The 19,972-nt window shown below is 59.8% G+C and carries 17 protein-coding genes; 1 reads left to right on the top strand and 16 read right to left on the bottom strand.

Going from position 1 to position 19,972, the window contains the following annotated elements; genetic code table 11:
- Nucleotides 1-156: 156 nt before the first annotated feature.
- Nucleotides 157-1,959, bottom strand: a complete 1,803-nt coding sequence (gene msbA, locus ACQ4OE_RS01965; RefSeq protein ID WP_122593850.1) for a lipid A export permease/ATP-binding protein MsbA — start codon at nucleotides 1,957-1,959, stop codon at nucleotides 157-159.
- A gap of 153 nt (nucleotides 1,960-2,112) precedes the next feature.
- Here msbA and ACQ4OE_RS01960 point away from each other — a divergent pair, with 153 nt between their 5' ends.
- The gene (locus ACQ4OE_RS01960; RefSeq protein WP_430945470.1) at nucleotides 2,113-3,981 is read left to right on the top strand and encodes an O-antigen ligase family protein; all 1,869 of its coding nucleotides are present in this window, start codon (nucleotides 2,113-2,115) and stop codon (nucleotides 3,979-3,981) included.
- A 65-nt stretch (nucleotides 3,982-4,046) separates the two neighbouring features.
- On the opposite strand, the gene ACQ4OE_RS01955 is transcribed toward ACQ4OE_RS01960, so the two are convergent.
- From ACQ4OE_RS01955 to waaF, 15 genes are all read right to left on the bottom strand, one after another.
- A complete protein-coding gene (locus ACQ4OE_RS01955) occupies nucleotides 4,047-4,967 on the bottom strand; it encodes a glycosyltransferase (RefSeq protein ID WP_430945469.1) in 921 nt (306 codons plus the stop codon).
- Nucleotides 4,964-6,118 (bottom strand): glycosyltransferase family 4 protein, encoded by a 1,155-nt coding sequence (locus ACQ4OE_RS01950; protein WP_430945468.1) that lies wholly within the window; start codon nucleotides 6,116-6,118, stop codon nucleotides 4,964-4,966. Before ACQ4OE_RS01950 ends, ACQ4OE_RS01955 begins: the two co-directional genes overlap by 4 nt.
- Complete coding sequence (locus ACQ4OE_RS01945) at nucleotides 6,115-7,551, bottom strand: PIG-L family deacetylase (RefSeq protein WP_430945467.1); 1,437 nt, start codon at nucleotides 7,549-7,551, stop codon at nucleotides 6,115-6,117. The genes ACQ4OE_RS01950 and ACQ4OE_RS01945 overlap by 4 nt, the downstream gene beginning before the upstream one ends.
- 8 nt (nucleotides 7,552-7,559) lie before the next feature.
- Nucleotides 7,560-8,456: an antimicrobial resistance protein Mig-14 gene (locus ACQ4OE_RS01940; RefSeq protein ID WP_430945466.1), complete on the bottom strand. Its 897-nt coding sequence runs from the start codon at nucleotides 8,454-8,456 to the stop codon at nucleotides 7,560-7,562.
- The gene (locus ACQ4OE_RS01935) at nucleotides 8,456-9,586 is read right to left on the bottom strand and encodes a glycosyltransferase (protein ID WP_430945465.1); all 1,131 of its coding nucleotides are present in this window, start codon (nucleotides 9,584-9,586) and stop codon (nucleotides 8,456-8,458) included. Before ACQ4OE_RS01935 ends, ACQ4OE_RS01940 begins: the two co-directional genes overlap by 1 nt.
- Nucleotides 9,570-11,327, bottom strand: a complete 1,758-nt coding sequence (locus ACQ4OE_RS01930) for a carbamoyltransferase family protein (RefSeq protein WP_122593857.1) — start codon at nucleotides 11,325-11,327, stop codon at nucleotides 9,570-9,572. Before ACQ4OE_RS01930 ends, ACQ4OE_RS01935 begins: the two co-directional genes overlap by 17 nt.
- A gap of 225 nt (nucleotides 11,328-11,552) precedes the next feature.
- The gene (locus tag ACQ4OE_RS01925) at nucleotides 11,553-12,353 is read right to left on the bottom strand and encodes a DUF3800 domain-containing protein (RefSeq protein WP_430945464.1); all 801 of its coding nucleotides are present in this window, start codon (nucleotides 12,351-12,353) and stop codon (nucleotides 11,553-11,555) included.
- Nucleotides 12,350-12,685: a YceK/YidQ family lipoprotein gene (locus ACQ4OE_RS01920; RefSeq protein WP_430945463.1), complete on the bottom strand. Its 336-nt coding sequence runs from the start codon at nucleotides 12,683-12,685 to the stop codon at nucleotides 12,350-12,352. The genes ACQ4OE_RS01925 and ACQ4OE_RS01920 overlap by 4 nt, the downstream gene beginning before the upstream one ends.
- A 143-nt stretch (nucleotides 12,686-12,828) precedes the next feature.
- Complete coding sequence (locus ACQ4OE_RS01915; protein ID WP_430945462.1) at nucleotides 12,829-14,280, bottom strand: lipopolysaccharide kinase InaA family protein; 1,452 nt, start codon at nucleotides 14,278-14,280, stop codon at nucleotides 12,829-12,831.
- Entirely contained in the window at nucleotides 14,280-15,032 is a 753-nt protein-coding gene (locus tag ACQ4OE_RS01910) for a lipopolysaccharide kinase InaA family protein (protein WP_430945461.1), read from the bottom strand. Before ACQ4OE_RS01910 ends, ACQ4OE_RS01915 begins: the two co-directional genes overlap by 1 nt.
- On the bottom strand, nucleotides 15,029-15,763 hold the full coding sequence (locus ACQ4OE_RS01905) for a lipopolysaccharide kinase InaA family protein (protein WP_430945460.1): 735 nt from the start codon (nucleotides 15,761-15,763) through the stop codon (nucleotides 15,029-15,031). The genes ACQ4OE_RS01910 and ACQ4OE_RS01905 overlap by 4 nt, the downstream gene beginning before the upstream one ends.
- Entirely contained in the window at nucleotides 15,763-16,569 is an 807-nt protein-coding gene (gene rfaP / locus ACQ4OE_RS01900; RefSeq protein WP_430945459.1) for a lipopolysaccharide core heptose(I) kinase RfaP, read from the bottom strand. Before rfaP ends, ACQ4OE_RS01905 begins: the two co-directional genes overlap by 1 nt.
- On the bottom strand, nucleotides 16,569-17,690 hold the full coding sequence (locus tag ACQ4OE_RS01895; RefSeq protein WP_430945458.1) for a glycosyltransferase family 4 protein: 1,122 nt from the start codon (nucleotides 17,688-17,690) through the stop codon (nucleotides 16,569-16,571). The genes rfaP and ACQ4OE_RS01895 overlap by 1 nt, the downstream gene beginning before the upstream one ends.
- Entirely contained in the window at nucleotides 17,690-18,751 is a 1,062-nt protein-coding gene (waaC, locus tag ACQ4OE_RS01890; protein WP_430945457.1) for a lipopolysaccharide heptosyltransferase I, read from the bottom strand. The genes ACQ4OE_RS01895 and waaC overlap by 1 nt, the downstream gene beginning before the upstream one ends.
- Before the next feature lies 1 nt (nucleotide 18,752).
- Complete coding sequence (gene waaF, locus ACQ4OE_RS01885) at nucleotides 18,753-19,787, bottom strand: lipopolysaccharide heptosyltransferase II (RefSeq protein WP_430945456.1); 1,035 nt, start codon at nucleotides 19,785-19,787, stop codon at nucleotides 18,753-18,755.
- Nucleotides 19,788-19,972 lie beyond the last annotated feature (185 nt).

The following is a 19,972-nucleotide window of genomic DNA, read 5'->3' as shown; positions in this document are numbered from 1 at the left end:
GGGCGCGATATTAACACAGGGTTGGCGCCAGCTAGCGCGCCGCTGGCAAGAGGATGAAACAGTCGGCTTTTTTGCGCATTTTTTGCACAAAAAAGCCGCCCATCACGGCCAAGCGTCGCCATTATGGGAAAGAGGCTCGCAGGGCGGAGATCGGGTTCAGGCGATGTCCTCAGCCGGCGCATCGAGGCCCATGGCATTCAGCCGCGCGTAGTAGCCATTTTGCGCCAGCAACTCATCGTGGGTGCCGCGCTCGACGATCCGGCCCTGATCCATGACCAGAATCAGATCGGCCTTCTCGATGGTCGATAGACGGTGCGCGATCACCAGCGTGGTGCGGCCCTTCATGACCTGATCCAGTGCCGCCTGAATGTGCCGCTCGGACTCGGTGTCGAGGGCCGATGTGGCCTCGTCGAGAATCAGCAGCGGCGCGTTCTTGAGCAGTGCACGGGCAATTGCCAGACGCTGACGCTGACCACCGGACAGCAGCACGCCGTTCTCGCCGACCTGAGTGTCGAGGCCCTCTGGCAGTTGCGCAATGAAATCCATTGCGTAGGCATCACGGGCTGCTTTCTCGATGTCTTCTCGCGGCGCGCCGGCCAGATCGCCGTAAGCGATGTTATTGGCCACGGTGTCGCTGAACAGGGTCACGTGCTGCGTCACCTGCGCGATATGCCGACGCAGGTTGAGCAGTTTGTAGCTTTCGACTTCCACACCGTCAATCAGGATCTCGCCCTTGTTGTGGTGATAGAAACGCGGAATCAGGTTGGCCAGCGTCGACTTGCCGCTGCCCGAGCGCCCGACCAGCGCCACCATCTGCCCTGGCTCGACCGAGAAGCTGATGTTGTCGAGGACCTGACGCTCAGTGTCCGGGTAGGTGAAGCTCAGGTTGCGCACATCCAGACGACCGGTGACTGCGTCACGTTCGATCGTGCCGGTGTCGACTTCAGGCGTCACGTCCAACTGTTCGAAGATGCTTTCCGCACCGGCCACGCCTTTCTGGATGGTCGAGCTGACTTCGGACAACTGGCGAATCGGTTTCGGCAGCAGGCCGGCCAACGTGATGTAGGCGACCATGTCACCCGCCGAGGCGTCACCGCGAAGATACAGCACGAGGAACATCAGCACGGCCATGGCGCTGTAGATCACCAGTTGCAGCATCGGTGTGTAGATCGCGCCAGTGCGGGTCATGCGCAGTTGTTTGTCGGTGTTGCTCTGGCTGGCCTTGAGGAAGCGCTTCTCTTCGTAGACTTCGCCGCCGAAGCTGCGCACGACGCGATAGCCCTGGATGGTTTCCGAAGCCACGTGCGTGACGTCGCCCATTGCCAGCTGGATTTTCTTGCTCTGCTTGCGGAATTTCTTGCTCGCGGTGCGCACCATCACGGCAATCAGCGGCAGGATCGCGACCATCACCAAGGTCAGTTTCCAGTTCATGAACAACAGCGAGACGAACAGGAAGATCACCGTCATGCCTTCACGGATTACGACCTTGATCGCATCTGTTGCCGCCCCCGTGACCATGGTCACGTTAAAGGTGATGCGGGAAATCAGATGACCGGAGTTATGCTTGTCGAAATAGCGGTTCGGCAGCACCAGCAGGTTATTGAACAATTGCACCCGCAAGTCATGCACCAGACCCAGAGAAACCTTGGCCAGGAAATAGTTGCCCAGATAAGATCCCAACCCCTGCCACGCGGCGATCAGGATGATCAGCAACGGCACGGCCTGTAACAATTGCAGGTCACGCAGATAAGGCACGCTCGGAAACAGCACGGCTTCAGGGTTGGACAGGCCGTCGACGAAGTACTTGAGAATGTAACCAAGCATCGGCTGGGTCGAGGCAAAAATCAGGAAACCGACGATGCTGATCAGGAACAGACTGATGTACGGCCGGACATAGCCGAGCAGGCGGAAGTAGATTTTCAAGCTCGAAGGGCTTGCGGCAGGACTGGAGTCGGTCATATCACGCGAGAGTCGATAAAAAGGACGCTGACTTTAGCACAGCTTCTCCGGGGTTCTGGCAATCGGCGAAAGGCTGTTATTGTTAGGCATGTTTTTCAGTATCAAATAGCCATCACGGAATGGCCGACCAACTTCAGGATTGAATCTCTCAGCATGCAACTTCGTGGCTTCAGCAATACGTCCAATCGAGTTTTCGATTTCATCTGCCTGTGGATGCTTCCCATTGGCTATTTTTTGCTCTTGTGCGCGATGTTTTTTCTGCCGGGTCGCAGCCTTCTGCACAAGCTGTTTTATGGCTTGTTCAGCATCCCGACGCTGATTGCCCTGTGCCTGCGTCCGCGTGAACTGAAAGAGCTGGTGCGCGAACCGATCTTCGTCGCACTGCTGGCGTTTGTCGGCTGGGCATTGCTGAGTCTGATCTGGGGCCCTCCCGAAGAATCGCTCGACGGCATGTTCAAGCCGCCGCTGCACACGGTAATGCTGTTTGCTGGCACTTACCTGCTGGTGCGTTATCGCAACGACATTCTGCAACCCTTGCTGTTCGCCGCGGGTATCGTCGCGCTGATTGCCACGATCGTCTATCTGTTCACTTTTGCCCGCACCTATGAACCGGGCCTGCGCCTGATCGGTGGGGGGGCCTTCGACAATCCTTTGCTGAGCTCGCACCTGTTCGGTTTTTTCTGTGCCTACTGGCTGAGCGTGACCATGATCTGCAAGCGTCGCCAGATGATGTGGCTGAGCGTGCCGGCGATGGCCATCATGTTCATTGCCGTGATCGGCACCGGTTCAAGAACGCCGCTGGTCGCGCTCACCATGGTAGCCCTGTGGCTGTGCTTCATCTGCTGGAACCGGCGCTCGCTCGGTCTTCTGCTCGCTCTGGTACTGAGCGGCGCCGCAGTCATCACGGTGTTCGCGCAATTGATCATCGAACGCGGTGACTCGTATCGCCTGGAGATCTGGAAGCTGGCCTTGCAAAAGATCGCCGAACACCCTTGGCTGGGTCACGGTTACAACGCCAGCCTGTCGATAGATCCGGGCGTCGGTTACAGCTTCCAGGAGCCCCACAGTTTTATCCTTGGCGTGCTGTATTACGTCGGCATCATCGGCTTGCTGCCATGGCTGTTCTTTCACGCCTGGGCACTGCTGAGCAGTTGGCGCCAGCGCGTGCAACCGCTGCTGATCGTGGCGTCGACCTGGCTGGTCTTCGGCTTGGGCGCCGGCCTGACCGAAGGCGGCGGTATCATTTCCCGCCCCAAAGAACACTGGTTCCTGTTGTGGATTCCGCTGGCACTGATCGCTGCCCTGAGCGTCAACCAGCGTGCACGACGTCTGCTGACAATGCCGATGCAGCCGCTCTCGACTACCGGATTCGCGCAAATGAGCAGCGCCGCCCAAGTGATCGAAGAAGATGGCCTTGGCCCGAAAGTCCTGCGATTGGCCGATGGCAGCTTCCTTAAGCTGTTCCGCCGTCGTCGCTGGTACACCTCGGGCAGTTTCAACCCTTATTCCGAGCGTTTCGCGGTCAACAGCGAACAAGTGCGCCAGGCGGGCATCCCCACGCCACAAGTGCTGGCGCTGTATCGGCTGGACGATGGCAGCAGCGCGGTGCATTACGCCCCGCTACCGGGTCACACCTTGCGCCAGGTGTTGCAAGGCATCACCGCGCCGGCGGTGCGCCAGGCGCTGGTGGAACGATTTGGCAAATTCATGGCGCAACTGCATGAGCAGGGGGTGTATTTCCGCTCGCTGCATCTGGGTAACGTGCTGGTACTTGAAGATGGCGAGTTCGGTCTGATCGATCTGGCCGATCTGCGCGTCTATCCTTCGCCGCTGCGCATTGCCCTGCGCCAGCGCAACTTGCGCCACATGCAACGCTACACCGTCGACAAGCGCTGGCTGTTCGAGGAGCACTTTGACGCGCTGTTGCAGGGTTATGCGGTGACCGCATCGAAGTCCGCCGTCGACAAGCTGCAGCAGCAAGTGCTCGCGAGCAATGCCCAGGCCCAAGCTCGAGTGCATTGACACCCAAGCCGTTGCGCACTCGCAGCAAGCAGGTCGTCCGCTAAACGCGAACGACCTGCTTGGTTTCAGTCCTTTTCCAGCGGCAGGAAAAGCAGACGGCCGACGCCGCGCCAGGTTTTCTTGTTCCACGCCTTGAACGGGATCTGTGCCAGCAGTTCGCGCGCCAACTTGCGGTCGCGGTTGGACGCCTTGAGGAACATCGAACTGAGAAACTTGTAGCGGACTTCGTTGTACAACGGATGGTCGCTGAACAAGGCGTACGTGTTCAGGATACTTTCGATCATGAAACGATGATTCTTGTACGAGTTGGTGGCGTGTTTGCGATAGCGCGCCATCACTGCGTTCAAGCCATCAATAAAGTAACCGGCACGCGTCACCTTCAACTCGATGTACAGGTCTTCGAGGCGAATCGACGGATCGAACCCGCCGACCTTGTCGAGTGCTTCGCGACGAATCATCAGGGTCGGCGCCGGCGGATAGGGCTTGCGCTCGAGAAACATGTCATCGAAATCGAGACGCCGGAACGGCACGTCGCGGCGCTGGCGCTTTTCCGGGTAAAGCTTGCCGTCAGCGTCCATCAACTCGATGTTGCCTGCACAGATTCCGACTTCAGGCTTGCCGGCCATGTAAGCCACCTGGGTCGCAATGCGGTCCAGGTACATGACGTCGTCTGAGCCGAATGGCACGATCAGGCTGCCCTTGGCGCGAGCGATGGCGCCGTTGAGCGTATTGGTCAGGCCCTGATTCTCCTGGACACGGAAATCGAAGCCATGCTGCGCCTGCAAAATCTTGATGCGCTCGACGCTGTCATCCTGCGAGCCGTCATCGATGACCAGCAGTTCGATGTTTTTGTACGTCTGGTTGAGGACGCTGAGGATGCTCTCCTCGATGTACGGGCCGTGGTTGTACGAGGCGATGATGACGGTGACGAGCGCGTTTGCTTCGTTCGAGACTGCGTCTTCGCTCACGGCTCTTTCTTGGCTCATGGCTGTTCCTTGCGCGCCTGTTCCAGGCCATCGTCGATCAGATCAAGGTATTCCTGACGGAACACCTCGATGTCATGTTGTTCCTGCAGATAGCGATAGGCCTGTGCGCCCTTGGCTTTGAGTTCGTCATCGGACAGCGCGAGATACTGATCCAGCGCGGCAACGAGGCTCGGCACATCCTTCGGCGTGATTGCCAAGCCGCCAGCGCCCTCGATCAGTGGCAACATGGCCGGCACGTTCGAGGCGATGACCGGCAGGTGCCCGCTCATGCCTTCCAACAGCGCCAGGCCAAGACCTTCGGCCAGCGACGGCATGGTCCAGATATCAAAGGCACGCACGTATTGCAGAGCATTTTCCTTGAAACCCAGCAGGTGCGCGCGACCGCTCAGGCCCAGCTGCTCAATCTCGGCAGCCAGCGGCGCTTGCAGGCGACCGGCGCCGATGATTGCCAATTGCGTTTTCGGGTATTTGTCTTTCAGTGCGGCAAAGGCTTGCAACAGATAGGTGTGGCCCTTGACCGACACCAATCGTCCCAACGCGCCGATCAGGCGCACATCCGGATCGATACCCAGTAACTCCCGCGCCTTTTCACGGCTGTGCTGCAAGCCTTCGGCTTGTTCGATGTCGATGGCGTTGGTGATGGCGTAAGTGTTCTGGTCGGTGAAACCGCAGTCGCAGTCCAGCAAGTACTGTTTCACCGCTGGCGAGACACCGACAAAACGCCAGTGCCGATCAATCAGGCGCTGAGTCTGACGACGTCGGTAAAAGCGATCGTACTCACCAAAACCGTGGGAGATGCCAATGCACAGTGGCACCTTCAACCAGCGGTTGAGCGTGAGCATCATGTTCACCGGTTTGAAGCGGTTGCAGATCACCACGTCAAACTTTTCCCGGCGGCAGAACTTGTACAGCTGCCACATCGCGCGCAGGCGCATGCCCTTGAGCGACTTGTCGGAAAACTCGAAATACACCGAGCGGTCGGCACGACTCACCGGCTCACCGGGCGCGGGTTTGCCGCGCAGAAATGCAGCGGTCAGCTCATAGCGATCCGACGGCAACGCCTTGACGATCTGCTCGGCAAGGTCGGCGAAATCATGGGCTTTGACGTTGTAGTCAGGCTGCAGCTGCAGCACCTTCGAGCGTTGACTCATAGCTCTCCCCGGTTCGCGCCTGACTCGCCCGGCTTCAGCAGCCAAAGCAATTCCTGGCGCCTGACCGCTTTTCGAAAAAATTCGTTTTCGCCATACACCGACGGCGCGCGACCGGCCAGCAAGCGCTGAATCAAGCGGCGCAAACGGCGCTTGAACGGCGCCGGTGGCTGCAAGTCGTGCATCATGCCCAGCGCCATGGCTTTGTCGCGTTGCTGTTCAAGAGACAGCGGCAGACACAGTGGCTGCATCGGTACGGCCGCATCAAACGCCGGCGGCAGCGCGATGCCTTCACCGGCATTGCCCATCGGCCAGCGATCGTTGTCGTGCAAATGGTTGGCGTAGCCGAGCAGGGTCGGTTGCCAGTCGAGGCTGCTCAGCACCTGCAACACCGCTTGCTGGCTGCAGAGATGGTCGGGATGCGGATCAAGCGTCGGGTGCGGCAGTACGATCACATCCGGACGTGCGCGCAGCAGCACTTCACGCAGGTCGGCCAGCAGGTTGTTCCAGGTCGGCGCGCCGTCGATGTCACTCGGCAAGGTGAACGGATTCAACTGGCGGAACAGCCGGGTATCGCTCAAATCGGCTTCACGCGAAGCAATGGGTTGATTCGGCGCTGCCTGCATCGCTTGCAGTTGCAGACAGAAATAGCCCAACTGCACACAGTTTTGCGCCGGCACCCCGGCCCAACGCGGCACAGCGAGGCTGTCCCAGGCGCGCAGTCGGCCCTTGAGTCGCGCGGCTTCAACCTTGTTCAGGCCCATCTGCTGATAATGTTCGGCTTCGATTTCGCCGGCAGTAAGGGTGACGACCCAGGCTTCGTCGGCCTGGCTGTACAGACCGTAGGCGGCCAGTTCCGCGTCATCGGCGTGCGGGGCAATCACCATGACCCGCGAGCGGCGATAATCCGCTTGCTCCGGCGCCCACAACACTGGCTCCCCGGAGACGCGGCAGAAACGCCCGCGCAAACGCAGCACACCTTGCGACAAGGCCTGGGCCTGACCGCTGAGGTTCAGATAACGCAGGCCATTGACGCCGCGCTCGAAAGTTTGCGCGTCAGGGTTCGTACCGCCCGCCAGTTCAATGCGTGGATCGAAGAATCGCCCCAGCCAGGAGCTTCTGACCTGCACGGCGAGAATCAGCGTGGCGTCATCCACCAGCATCACGCCTTCATCCAGATGCAATTGTTCGCCGTGCAGATGCACTTTTGGCTGTGGCGTGAAGGGTGGGAAGCTGTACTGGTAATCGTCTTTCGGCGAATAGAACAGGTGATCGGCGAACCACGCTTCGTGGGCGATCCAGCCAATCACCGCAAGCACAAGCGGCAACCACCAGGCGACCAGTACGCCAATCGCGATCAACACGATCAGCGCAATCAACAGACCGACGCGTTTGTTGCGCCGGTGGCGCTTGAGCAGTTGCTGTTTGCGGCTCATGGGCTGACTCATACGGTGAACACCGGCACAGGATTGCACCAGCGATCCTTGTATTCACGGTCGGCGCGACCGAAGGAAAAGCGCAGTGGCTTATCCAGTGCCCGCGCGTGCTCCCAGGCGCTTTGCGTATTGAGGAAGCTCAACACGCTGCCCGGGCTGAATTCGCGGGTTTCGGGGTCGACGCCGCCATTGATATATTCGACGCTGATCCACTCGAGGGCTTCGACGCGGTACACCAGCTGGATCGCAATCGGCGCATCGTTGAGAAAGATCACCGAGCCGATCAACAGCTCGCGCAGCAGCTCAATCACTTCGGCCATGCGGGCAGCGCCGGTGGCCGGAAAACCCCAGCGCCGCTGGAACAGATCGCAATAGATAGCAGCCAGTTCGGCGCTGGAAAACTCGCCAACCGGACGCACCACACCGCCCGCCTCTTCCAGCAAGCGCAGTTCGCGGCGCTGGTTGTAGCGAAACTTCTTCGACAGTTCTTCAGGAGTGCGGGCCATGGCCAGCTGCTCGGTCTGCAACCTCATGCCGCTGAAACGGCTTTCGTTGAGCGCCGACAGATAGCGCGCGCGGTGGCGCAGCGGGGCCTGGGCATCGACGGCGGCCGGCAGGATCAGCTCGGCGTTGCCGAGGTCGAACAGGCCTTTTTTGCCGTGGCGCTTGAGCACGTCCTTGGACAACGCCAAATCGCGCCCCCAGGTCGGGATCGCCGCTTTGATTTCGCCTTGTTCTTCCCAGGCCAGGTAACGCACCGGGATGCCGGCGAGAGCCGCCAGACGTTCGACCACCAACGGGTGAGTCGCGACGCTGCCGCCAAAACGCTGCCAGGCTGTTGCATAGGTGGAGGCGTCAACGTGCGACCAGCCACGTTCGCGCCAGCCTTGAAATCGGTTGAGCATCAGCCCCTCGGTGCCAGATCGATAACTTGCGGCAGACGCCAGAAGGTGTCACGCACCGCACGGTCGGAGAAACGCTCACGCAGACGATCAAGCATCATCTCGGCGCACTGAAGGCGCTGTTGATCATCCATTCCGGCCAGATGTTGCAGGCCTTGCGCCAAGTGTTCGGCATCTCCCAACGGGAACAGAATGCCGACACCTTCGACCACTTCCTTCGCCCCGCCACACGCTGAGGACAGCAATGGCACGCCAGCGGCCATGGCCTCCAGCAACACCATGCCGAACGGTTCGTGATCGGAACTCAGGGCAAACACATCAAAAGCACGGAAATAATTGCGTGCGTCCGGCACCTGACCGAGAAACAGCACGCGGTCGCCGATACCCAGCTCGCGAGCCAGCTCCTTGAGATCCTGCTCCAGGCGGCCCTGGCCGAGAATCACCAACTGGCTGTTGCTCGGCAAACCCTGCAACGCCGCAGCAAAACCGTGCAGAAGCGTGGCCTGATCTTTATCCGGGTGCAGGCGGCCGACGTTGCCGACAATCCACGCATCCGCCGCCAGTCCCAAGGTCTCGCGGGCTTCGCGTGCGGACACCTGACTGAATTGCAGCGCAGACACATCGATGCGGTTGTACAGCGTCTGAATCCGCTCCTGCGGCCACTTGGGCAGGGAACGACGCATGTCGTCGCGCACCGCGTCGGACACGCCTAGCAGGCTCAGGCGTTTGCGGAAAATACCGGCAAACAACTTGCGGGTGGCGCGCTTGTAATCGTCATACGCGTGGTGCACGCCAATCACCGGCAGCGAAGTGCCGAGCAAGGCGATGTAGATCGGCTTGAAGCGATGGGCGATGCAGAAACTGAAATTGCGTGAAGCGGCGATCTTGCGCAGATCATTGATGGCGCCCAGCTTCAGGCCACGAATGGCCTTTGAGCTGTACTCCATGAACAACACTTCATCGGAAGCACACGCTGCGGCCACCTCGCTATCGGCGGCCCCGGTCAGAAAGACCGTGGTCACCCGATAACCGGTGCCCGCGAACAGGCTGGCATACTGCCGTGCGCAGTCGAGGAACGGCCCGTCATAGCCGTGACAGAACTGCAGCACATGGCGTTCAGCCGAGCGAGTCATAAGCGTTTGCGCCCTCTTTGACCACCAGAATGTCTTCCATGATCAGATACTGAAGGTCCGAACCGAAGAACATGTTCAGCGCATCGGTCGGCGAGCAGATCATCGGTTCGCCACGACGGTTGAGCGAGGTGTTCAGCGAAACGCCGTTACCGGTCAACACTTCCAGCGCTTTCATCATGTCGTAGTAACGCGGGTTGTATTCGCGCTTGAGCACCTGGGCACGGGACGTGCCGTCCTCGTGAACGACTTCCGGCACGCGGGTTTTCCACTCGTCAGACACTTCGAAGGTGAAGGTCATGAACGGTGCCGGATGATCGATCTTGATCATCTGTGGCGCAACGGTGTCGAGCATCGACGGGCAGAAAGGCCTCCAGCGCTCGCGGAACTTGATCTGGTGGTTGATACGATCCGCGACGCCGGCAATGCTCGGGCAACCGATGATCGAGCGGCCACCCAAGGCACGCGGACCGAATTCCATGCGGCCCTGGAACCAGGCCACCGGGTTGCCATCGACCATGATTTTGGCGATCTGCTCCGGCATGTTGTCGAGCTTGCGCCAGGTCGGCTTGTTCTCGTGACGCGCGCAGGCGGCGATGACGTCTTCGTTGCTGTACGACGGGCCGAGGTAGACGTGTTCCATCTTCTCGACCGGGACGCCACGGGCATGCGACACGTAAGCAGCCGCGCCGACGGCGGTGCCGGCATCGCCGGACGCCGGTTGGACGAACAGCTCCTTGACGTCATCGCGGGCGATGATTTTCTGGTTCAGTTTGACGTTCAACGCACAGCCGCCGGCGAATGCCAGTTTGCCGGTTTCCTTGAGCACGTCGCCCAGATAGTGGTCGATCATCTGCAACGCCAGTTTCTCGAACAGCGCTTGCATGCTCGCGGCGTAGTGGATGTACGGCTCGTCAGCGATGTCGCCTTCGCGCTTCGGACCCAGCCATTCGATCAGCTTCGGCGAGAAGTAGAAGCCTTTGCCCTTCTCTTTGTAGCGGCGCAGGCCGATGACGTTGGCGTAGTCGGTGTTGATCACCAGTTCGCCGTTCTCGAACGAGGCCAGACGCGAAAAGTCGTATTTGCTGGCGTCGCCGTACGGCGCCATGCCCATGACCTTGAACTCACCGTCGAGCATCTCGAAACCGAGGAATTCGGTGATCGCGCCGTACAGGCCACCGAGGGAGTCCGGATCGAAGAATTCCTTGATCTTGTGGATCTTGCCGTTTTCGCCGTAACCGAAGAAGGTCGTGGCGTACTCGCCCTTGCCGTCGATGCCGAGGATCGCGGTTTTTTCTTTGAAACCGGAGCAGTGGTAGGCGCTGGAGGCGTGAGCCAGGTGGTGCTCGACCGGCTCGATCTTGATCTTTTTCGGATCAAAACCCAGTTGCTCGAGGCACCAGACGATCTTGTTGCGATAGCGCTTGTAACGACGGTTGCCCATCAAAATCGCATCGAGGGCGCGATCCGGCGCGTACCAGTAGCGCTTGGCGTAGTGCCAGCGGGCCTTGCCGAACAGGCTGATCGGGGCGAATGGAATCGCCACCACGTCAACGTCCGACGGCTTGATACCGGCCTGCTCAAGGCAGAACTTTGCCGATTCGTAAGGCATGCGGTTCTTTGCATGTTTATCGCGTACGAAGCGCTCTTCTTCAGCCGCCGCAACCAGCTTGCCGTCAATGTACAAGGCTGCTGAAGGATCATGGCTAAGGGCGCCGGACAGGCCAAGAATCGTCAATGCCACAGGGGTCTAGCCTCTTTAGTCTGCATGCAGGCGCAGTGCGCCTTGAAAATTGAAGTGCCTCCGCACCGGGCGAGAGACAGCTAAAGGGCGGGATTATAGCGTAAAAGCGCCGACAAACCTCTAGCCGAACTGCCGTGCCTGCGCGTTGACACCCTGCACCTCTCGTCATATCCTCACTCGCAAATGGACTGGGGGATCCCGGTCGGCGCTAATGCCTCGGTGAGATCACCGGGGCTTTTCGCTTTCTGAGGGCGGGAAAAATTTCAGTCCCCAGTTCTCGAAGCCCTCTCCGGCATTGCTCCGCCCTACACTGCAATAGAACTTGCGTTTGAGCACGTCGAAAGCACGATTCTTCTGACCGGACCTCAAAACACTCATTCCAATGGGTCTCGCCACGAGATCCGCCAGTTGCAAACCCGTGGAATTGACTTGTTTGGTCGCGAATACGATTTCAAACGGCAATTGAATACCCAATCGGTTCGCACCGCCGCACATCCTGCGAAACTCCAGCTCAAGCTCGTCATCCTCTCGCCTCCCTCGGCGCTCGAAAATCACATGTGTGATTGCGCCTTGCTGATTCTTTTCCTGCAAGAACTCATAGAGTGTTTCCAGACAAAAGCCGAGAGCGAGGTAATAAGGGTTGTGACATTGGCCTTGCTTTTCGCGCAGAGCAGCCTTGTCGATGACGCAACTGATGAGAACGAAGTTGCTGGTGTCGATGATGCACGTCAGCTCATCAAGAAAAGCATTTTTGTGCTCCCTGGAAATGAAAAGCCCTGAAAACGCACCCTTTTCTTTGCGGATTTCAAGTTCATGCAGACCAATCAGGTCATGCCCCATATGAGTGAACTTGAACTTCTGCAGGGCAGGAATGACTTTCTCGCAGTAATGCTTCTTATCGAAGGCACAGAACGCGAGCACGAAGACTGGATATTTGGAATCCAGTGTTTGCATCCCATGATCACCGCTCTCATCGACATAGACGATGACATCGCTGTACGCGGCTATTGGAGGCAAATCAATCACCCGCCGCCTGTACGCCAGTAAATATTGAGATTGCCATCTTCGATCTGCCGATAAATCGTGTACGGCAGAGAAACCGTGTCGAGTACCCCGGACAGCGGCAGGTCCAGCAACACGAACGGCACCAGCACGCCGGTGGGATCGGGCGGCGCGTTCAATACGCAGAAGTCGAACGCCAGACCGCTGTAGATCCGCGGAATGGATTGGCAGTAGGTTTTCTGTTTGCGCATGTCGCGGGCGACGTCGGCGTCGTCCTGCAGCACGGTCAGGGCGCTGCCGCAGCCTGATAAAACCCATGAAAAAGCACTCAGTGTCACAGCCTTTTTGATACTCAAGCGTTGCCCTCCGTAGTCGTCAGGCAAACTAGCATCGCGGCTGCACACCGCACAGTTCATGGCTTCTGTAGAAGCTGTAGGAGAAGTCAGTGGGGTTTGTGCACCGTTTCTTCCGGAGGGATTGGCGGTGCTGGCGGATGGAGTCAGGCAGCGCTGGAAATGTCTTTGGGCAACCGCTGATCGATGACTTGATACAGCGCGCTGCTCTCCGGCCAGTTACGCATGAACCGCGCACGATCTCGGGCGTAGGCCGGGGCGAAGCTGCCCACGGAGGCATGCTGACACATCGAATCGAGATCGATCAGCGCCCAGCGATCTTCCTGCCAGAACAGGTTGTGGCCCTTGAAATCGCCATGACTGATGCGCTCGGCGATCAGTCGCGCGAACAACTGATCCAGCGCCAACAACTCGGATTCCGGCGCGTCACCGCTCTCTACATAGGGCGCAAAGCGCTCGATGATGTCCGGCCCTGGCAGAAACTCGGTGACCAGGTAAGCCTGTCGACGCAGCCACAGAAAGCGTTTTTCCAGCACTGCCAGCGGTTTCGGCGTGGCGATACCGAGAAACGCCAGGCGATTGCCTTCGCGCCACGAATGCCACGCGCGGCTCGGGCGCCAGAAACGCTTGAGCCAATGCGCAAAATTCTTGATGTTGTAGCGCTTGATCACCAGCGTGCGCCCGGCCACGTTGACCTTGCCGACACTCGCCGCGCCGCCGGTCTTGTACAAGTGGCCCTGATCGAGCAGCGCATCGGCCTGCTCCAGCACGGGCACCATCGCGACTTCTTCCTCGCGACGAATGGCGCGCAAGGCAAATGCACCGCGCTGCACCGCAAACAGCGTGCATTCACGACCGACCTTGATCAGGTAGTCGCGCAGACGCCAGGCGCGCACCTTGTCGATCTGCTTCTGCAACGCTTCCAGCGGCAGCGCGTGCTCGGCGTTGCTCAGCAGGTAATACACCAGCAATTCTTCGGTAAACGGCTCCAGCGACTTTGGTAACTGGGCGAAAAATACACCGAGGTTTTCCAGCACTTTTTGCCGTGACAACGGCTGACCGGCGGTTTCCGCGCAGATCCCGGCGCCGTCGATCAAATACAGTTGTCCGTTGTGGCGCAGGAGATTGTCGAGGTGCAAGTCCTCCTGCCACAGGCCTTTGCTGTGAAGTTGGGCGATCGCGCCGAGCGCTTCGGCCAGCACCGCCGATTGCTCATCCGCCAGCGCTGGCAAAGACTCTACCTGATGCCAGGCATCGCCAAGGCTTTCGGCGTCCTCGAGGAATTCGAACAGCAGCCAGCCGCCCTCGCCTTCTTTCAAGCCATCGGCCAACAGCAGCGGCGTGGTCAAGCCTTGCGATGCCAGCAGTTTCACGCCATTGAGTTCACGCTGAAAATGCCGCGCAGCCTTGCTCCCGACCAGCAATTTCGCCAGCACTGGCCGGCCGCGCCAGACACCGGCGCCGACATAACGCTGGCCAGGCAACACGCGCAGCAGGCTCAGCAACTGCAAATCAGCCGGACCTGCGGCATCTGCCAAGGTAATCGTCAGCGGCAGACTCGGCGTACGCCCGGCGTTTTTCAGGTCGGACAGCTGCATCAACGAGCCCTCTTGTGGCTGCGCCGGGCCGTCAGACGCGTGACCCAACTGTCGATCAGCGAGCTGTCAGCCGGTTGATCGAGGTAGGCCGCGAGCAACTCACGCAACTGCTCTGTGCTCCACATCGGCGCACGGCGCAACAGCGGCTCAAGGTCCTTGACCCGATCACGCATGCCAAACAGCAACGGCCGGGTTTTCTCGAGATCGATCAACTGCGCCCGATACCCACCGCCATCGGCCTGCATAAAGATGTGCTTGGGATAAAAACAACCGTGCACCTGGCGCAAGCCGTGCAGGCGTCGCGCCAGTTGCCCGCAGGCCTTGAGGATCGCCGATTGCTGCACGGCAGTCAGTTCGGACCAACGCTGCAGCAACGAATCGAGATCGTCCCAGCCATCGAGGGCGCGGGTGAGCAGAATCGCGCGGACTTCGCCGTCGACCTTGCGCTGCCCGAAGAACGCCGCTTCCAGCGCCGGAATCCCCAGCGTGTTGTAGCGGCTGATGTTGCGAAATTCGCGGGCAAAGCTTGGCTCGCCGAACGGCGCATGCAAGGTACGGGTCAGGTAATTGCTCTGGCGCTTGAGGTAGTAGGCGTGGCCTTCCAGCTCAAGGCGGAACACACTGCTCCAGCCGCCGCCGTCGGTGTTCGGTTCGTCCACCGCTTCGAGCTGCTTGGCCCACAGGGCATCAAAAGTGCCGAGGCCATTGCGCTCGAGCAGCGCACGGTCTTCGACGGCCAGAAAATCAGTCATTCACGTCCCTCGAAAAATCTCACCACGTGGCGAATACGCTTCTTGTCAGCGGCATTCAGGCGATCACGCCCACGGTATTGCAGGTAAAAGCGCAGGCGCTGGGTGTTCGACAGGTGATATTTGGCGACCTTGTCGAGGCAGGCCAGATCCTTGGTGATGCGGTATTTGAGCCAGAAGCCGCGCCAGAAATCACCGTTCGGGCAGTCGATCAAAAACAGCTGCGCCTGATCATCGATCAGCAGGTTGCGCCATTTCAGATCGTTATGCGTAAAGCGGTGATCGTGCATCGTCCGCGTATAAACGGCCAACTGCCGACTGACGCCATCAACCCAGGCGTGATCCTTGAGTTTCGGATCGTTGCGCTCGGCCAGCGCCGACAGGTCTTCGGTATTGGGCAATTCACGGGTGATCATCGCGCCACGAGCGTAGGACGCGCCGCGCCGTTCCAGCCCCCAGGCCACCACCTCAGCCGTGGGAATGCCCCACTTGGCGAAGCGCTTGAGGTTTTGCCACTCCATCTTCACCCGTGGCTTGCCGAGGTAACGGCGCAAGCCTTTACCGGCGCCGACGTAGCGTTTGACGTAATAGTTGACGCCATTGCGTTGCACGCGGATGACTTCGGACAACGGATCCCAGGTCAGCCTTTCGCCCTGCAGGGCGAACACCGCTTCGAGGCTGCCAAAGTCGTCGGCGAGATCGGTGTATTCCGCTTCAAGGTTCCAACCCGCCATCAGAGCGCATCCCCATAGCGCTGTTTACGCGCATAGAGCTTGTTGGCCTTGCCTTCGAGCCAGCTCAGTAACGGCGCTTCTTCCGCGAGGATCTGGCGCAGCGGTTGCTGGAAGTAGCCTTTGAGAAAACGCAGTTTGTCGCGGCGGGTCAGGCCGATGTCCAGCGCGGAAAAGTACAGCGCGGCCAGATCCTTGTTGCGCCAGCGCTGAGTAATTCTCGCGCGGGTCTGGGCACGGTGCAGATCGATCACCGAGAGTTTGAAATCGTGCGGCGTCACCGGTTTATCGGTGTGCAGCAGGAAGTGGCAGATGTAGCAGTCGCGATGATTGACGCCGGCGCGGTGCATCATCCCGGTCATGCGCGCGACTTCGGCAATCAACGCGCGCTTGAGCGGTGGCTCTGGCGGCTGCTTGACCCAGTCGATGCTGAAGTCTTCGAGGCTGATGGTCGGCGCCAGTTCTTCGGTGACGATGAACGAGTGCTGATCCGCCGGGTTGCTGCCCTTCTCGCCATAGGCGACGGCGGTCATGGTCGGCACGCCGACTTCCTGCAAACGCTGGATAGCCTTCCACTCCTGACCCGCGCCGAGTACCGGCAGCTTGGCGGTCAGCAGGTTTTTGAAGATTTCGCCCCAGCCGATGCCACGGTGGATCTTCACGAAAAATCCGTTGCCGTCGACTTCCGTGCGCAGTGTCCGGCGTGCTTCCAGCTCGCGGTATACCTCGCCCTGCAAGCCTTCGACTTCGGCGAACGGATCGCGTCCGGCCCAAAGGCTTTTGAACGGTTCAGCCAGCATCAACTTCATTAAGCGTGCTCCGCCAGAATCACATCGGCCGCGTGCTGCGGCATGCTGTAGAGGTCGGCCGTCTCGGCGAAGGCCAGACCATTGCGGCTCCAGGCCGCGCGTGCAGCGTCGTCATGCAACATTTCAGTCAGGTATTGCGTCAGCTGCGTTTGATCGAACGGTTCGTCCAGCACTCGCCCGGCGTCGGCCTCGGCGATGTAATGGGCGTAACCGCAAACCGCGCTGACCAGCACCGGCAAACCGGCGACCAGCGCTTCAAGCAGCACGGTACCGGTGTTTTCGTTGTACGCCGGGTGGATCAACAGATCAGCGCCAAGCAGGAAACGCGGGATATCGCTGCGTCCCTTGAGAAACGTCACGTTATCGCCCAGACCCAGAGTCGCGCTCTGCATCTGGAACAATTTGGGGTCATCCTGGCCAATTACAAACAGCCGGGTGCGTTTCTTCAGCTCAGCGGGCAATGCCGCCAGCGCTTTCAGGCTGCGATCAACGCCCTTGGTTTTGAAGCCGGAGCCGATCTGCACCAGCAGCAGCTCGTCGTCTTTCAGATTGAATTCGGCGCGGAAACCGGCGCGAATTTCGTCAGCATCCGCTGGACGGCGACGATCCTGAGCAATGCCCGGCGGCAGCAGGTGGAAGCGCTCAAGCGGCGTGTCGTAATGCTTGATGAACAGCGGCTGCTGCACTTCGGAAATCATCAGCACTTCGGTCTTCGCGTCTTTGGCGAACACCGCGCGCTCGTAGTCGGCGAAGTGGCGATAGCGGCCCCAGCGGCGGTACAGCGAATTGCGCAGGTTTTGCGCCTTGTCTTCGAAGCAACCGTCGGCAGCGTAGTAAACGTCCAGACCCGGCATCTTGTTGAAGCCAATCAGGCGATCGACCGGGCGCTTGGCCAGATCCGCTTCCATCCACGCGCTGAGCTTTTCGTTGCGGCGATGATTGAAGAACGCCTTGACCGGCGCCACCAGCACTTCGAAACCGGGCGGCACGTCGCCTTCCCAGATCAATGTGTAGACGCGTATCTGGTGACCACGTTTCTGGCATTCGAGGGCGATGCGCATGAAGTCGCGCTGCAAACCACCGAACGGGAAATATTTGTACAGGACGAATGCCAATTGCATCAGCGCAGCTCCTCAGCCATTAACAACGTGCTCAGTCGGCTGGCGACACGCTCGGGGTTCAGACGCGTGAAGCACAGCGGCTGTTCACGCTTCAGGTCAAACTGACGGGCATCCTGCGCGGTCGGTTGATAGGTACATTTCTTTTGCAGGCACGGCGCGCACGGGAAGTCGCTGGCCAGGTGAATCTGCAATTTGCCGTAGGCGCCGGTCAGGCCCGGGTTAGTCGGGCCGAACAGCGAGATGGTCGGCACATCCAGCGCAGCGGCCAAGTGGCCGAGACCGGTGTCTACCGCCACGCAGGCTTGGGCCCCGGCGAGGACTTTGCCGACACCGGCCAGATTGAGTTTCGGCAGCACTTCGGCGTGCTTGAAACCGGCGGCAATACGTTCTGCACGGGCCTTTTCCTGCGGGTTGCCCCACGGCAGTTTTACCCCAACGCCGAGGTAACCGACACGTTCGGTCAGCTCGCGCCAGTAGGCTTCCGGCCAGTGTTTGGTGTCCCAGGTAGTGCCGTGCAGGAACACCACGAAGGCGTTTTTGCGCGGCAGCTCGACCAGACGCTCGACGTTGAGGCCGTAGTCGCCGAGACCTTTTGGCAGGTCGTAACCGAGGGCGATGGCGAACAACTGCCGCACACGTTCGACGGCGTGTTGACCACGGGCCACGGCCAGTTTGCGATCGTAAAAACGCGCGGCCATCGGCTCCCGGGCCGAACCGTTGTCGAGTCCTGCCACTGGCGCTTTAACGTAACGGGTCAGCCAGGCACTTTTCAGCAGGCCTTGGGCGTCGATCACCAAGTCGTATTTATTCGCGCGCACGCTTTGCTTGAAGCGTTTCCATTCGCCGCTGGTGATGGTTTTCCAGATGTTTTTGCGCCAGCGGCGGATCGCCACCGGAATCACCTTGCCAACGGCCGGGTGCCAGGTCGGAATCTCGGCGAAGCCTTCTTCCACGACCCAGTCGAATTTGATCCCGGGGATCGCCCGGGCGGCGTCGGTCAGCGCCGGCAACGCATGGATCACGTCGCCCAGCGATGAAGTCTTGATCAGCAGTACCCGCAACTTAATGGACCTCGACCACAGCGCCCTGCAGTTTCTGCAAAGCATCGTTGACCGCGTCCGGCATCAGCTGGCGCAGGCAGTTGTAATGGCCGAAGCGGCAAGTACGGTCGAAGCACGGGCTGCAATCGAGGCCCAAACGGACCACTTCGACGTGTTCGGCCAATGGCGGCGTGAAACCCGGTGAAGTGGAACCGTAAACGGCGACCAATGGACGGTTCAGCGCAGCGGCAACGTGCATCAGGCCAGAGTCGTTAGAGACCACCGAGTCGGCGCAGGACATCAAGTCGATAGCCTCGGCCAGCGAGGTACCGCCGCTGAGGTTGACCGATTCTTCACGCAGGCCCGGGATCAAGCGTGCGCGAATGTCTTCGCCCACCGCGTGATCATTTTTCGAACCGAACAGCCAGACCTGCCAGCCTTCGCGGATCCGCGCCTCGGCGACTTTGGCGTAGTGCTCGGACGGCCAGCGCTTGGATTCGCCGAACTCGGCGCCGGGGCATAGGGCCAACACCGGGCGGTCGAGGCTCAGGCCAAACTTGGCCAGCGCGGCTTCGCGGGTCACCGGGTCGATCTGCAGACTCGGGCGCGGGTACGGTTTTGGCAGGTCGGCGTTCGCTTCATAGGCCAGGGCCATGAAACGCTCGATCATCAGCGGATAGCGTTCTTTGTCGAGGGTGCGCACGTCGTTGAGCAAGCCGTAACGGAATTCGCCACGCCACCCGGTGCGTTTCGGGATGCCGGCGAAGAACGGCACCAGCGCCGATTTCAGCGAGTTGGGCAGCAGGATCGCCTGATCGTACTGACCGCGCAGGGATTTGCCGATGCGCCGACGCGTCGCCAATTCCAGCGCGCCGTGGCCGAGCGGGAAGCTCAAGGCCTTGCGCACTTCGGGCATACGCTCAAGGATCGGCCGGCTCCACTCGGGGGCCAGCACGTCGATTTCGCATTGCGGGTGGCGCTGCTTGAGACACTGAAAGAGTGTCTGCGCCATCACCATGTCACCGACCCAGCTGGGCCCAACGATCAGAATATTCATGTGGTTTCCAAAAACGAACCGGGGAGGCATTTACGCCTCCCCGTCTCGAGAATCACTGAGGGAGCGTCGCTGCTTGCGATGGGTCATTACCTTCAACATGACTGTCGACTGTCACTCCGCTATCGCGAGCAGGCTCGCTCCCACATGGTTTTGCGTCTGTTCACACATCTACGTTTCACCGCAGA

This window comes from Pseudomonas sp. WC2 (assembly GCF_050586545.1).
Classification (GTDB): Bacteria; Pseudomonadota; Gammaproteobacteria; order Pseudomonadales; family Pseudomonadaceae; genus Aquipseudomonas.
This window is presented reverse-complemented; position numbering and strand designations above follow the sequence as displayed.

Bases quoted from the DNA above. Each gene is read 5' to 3' on its own strand.
- ACQ4OE_RS01945 (WP_430945467.1), bottom strand. From the start codon at position 7,551: ATGAGCCGCAAACAGCAACTGCTCAAGCGCCACCGGCGCAACAAACGC.
- ACQ4OE_RS01915 (WP_430945462.1), bottom strand. From the start codon at position 14,280: ATGCAGCTGTCCGACCTGAAAAACGCCGGGCGTACGCCGAGTCTGCCG.
- msbA (WP_122593850.1), bottom strand. From the start codon at position 1,959: ATGACCGACTCCAGTCCTGCCGCAAGCCCTTCGAGCTTGAAAATCTAC.
- ACQ4OE_RS01940 (WP_430945466.1), bottom strand. From the start codon at position 8,456: ATGCTCAACCGATTTCAAGGCTGGCGCGAACGTGGCTGGTCGCACGTT.
- waaF (WP_430945456.1), bottom strand. From the start codon at position 19,787: ATGAATATTCTGATCGTTGGGCCCAGCTGGGTCGGTGACATGGTGATG.
- ACQ4OE_RS01960 (WP_430945470.1), top strand. From the start codon at position 2,113: ATGCAACTTCGTGGCTTCAGCAATACGTCCAATCGAGTTTTCGATTTC.
- ACQ4OE_RS01950 (WP_430945468.1), bottom strand. From the start codon at position 6,118: ATGAGTCAACGCTCGAAGGTGCTGCAGCTGCAGCCTGACTACAACGTC.
- ACQ4OE_RS01955 (WP_430945469.1), bottom strand. From the start codon at position 4,967: ATGAGCCAAGAAAGAGCCGTGAGCGAAGACGCAGTCTCGAACGAAGCA.
- ACQ4OE_RS01905 (WP_430945460.1), bottom strand. From the start codon at position 15,763: ATGGCGGGTTGGAACCTTGAAGCGGAATACACCGATCTCGCCGACGAC.
- rfaP (WP_430945459.1), bottom strand. From the start codon at position 16,569: ATGAAGTTGATGCTGGCTGAACCGTTCAAAAGCCTTTGGGCCGGACGC.
- ACQ4OE_RS01910 (WP_430945461.1), bottom strand. From the start codon at position 15,032: ATGACTGATTTTCTGGCCGTCGAAGACCGTGCGCTGCTCGAGCGCAAT.
- ACQ4OE_RS01895 (WP_430945458.1), bottom strand. From the start codon at position 17,690: ATGCAATTGGCATTCGTCCTGTACAAATATTTCCCGTTCGGTGGTTTG.
- ACQ4OE_RS01935 (WP_430945465.1), bottom strand. From the start codon at position 9,586: ATGACTCGCTCGGCTGAACGCCATGTGCTGCAGTTCTGTCACGGCTAT.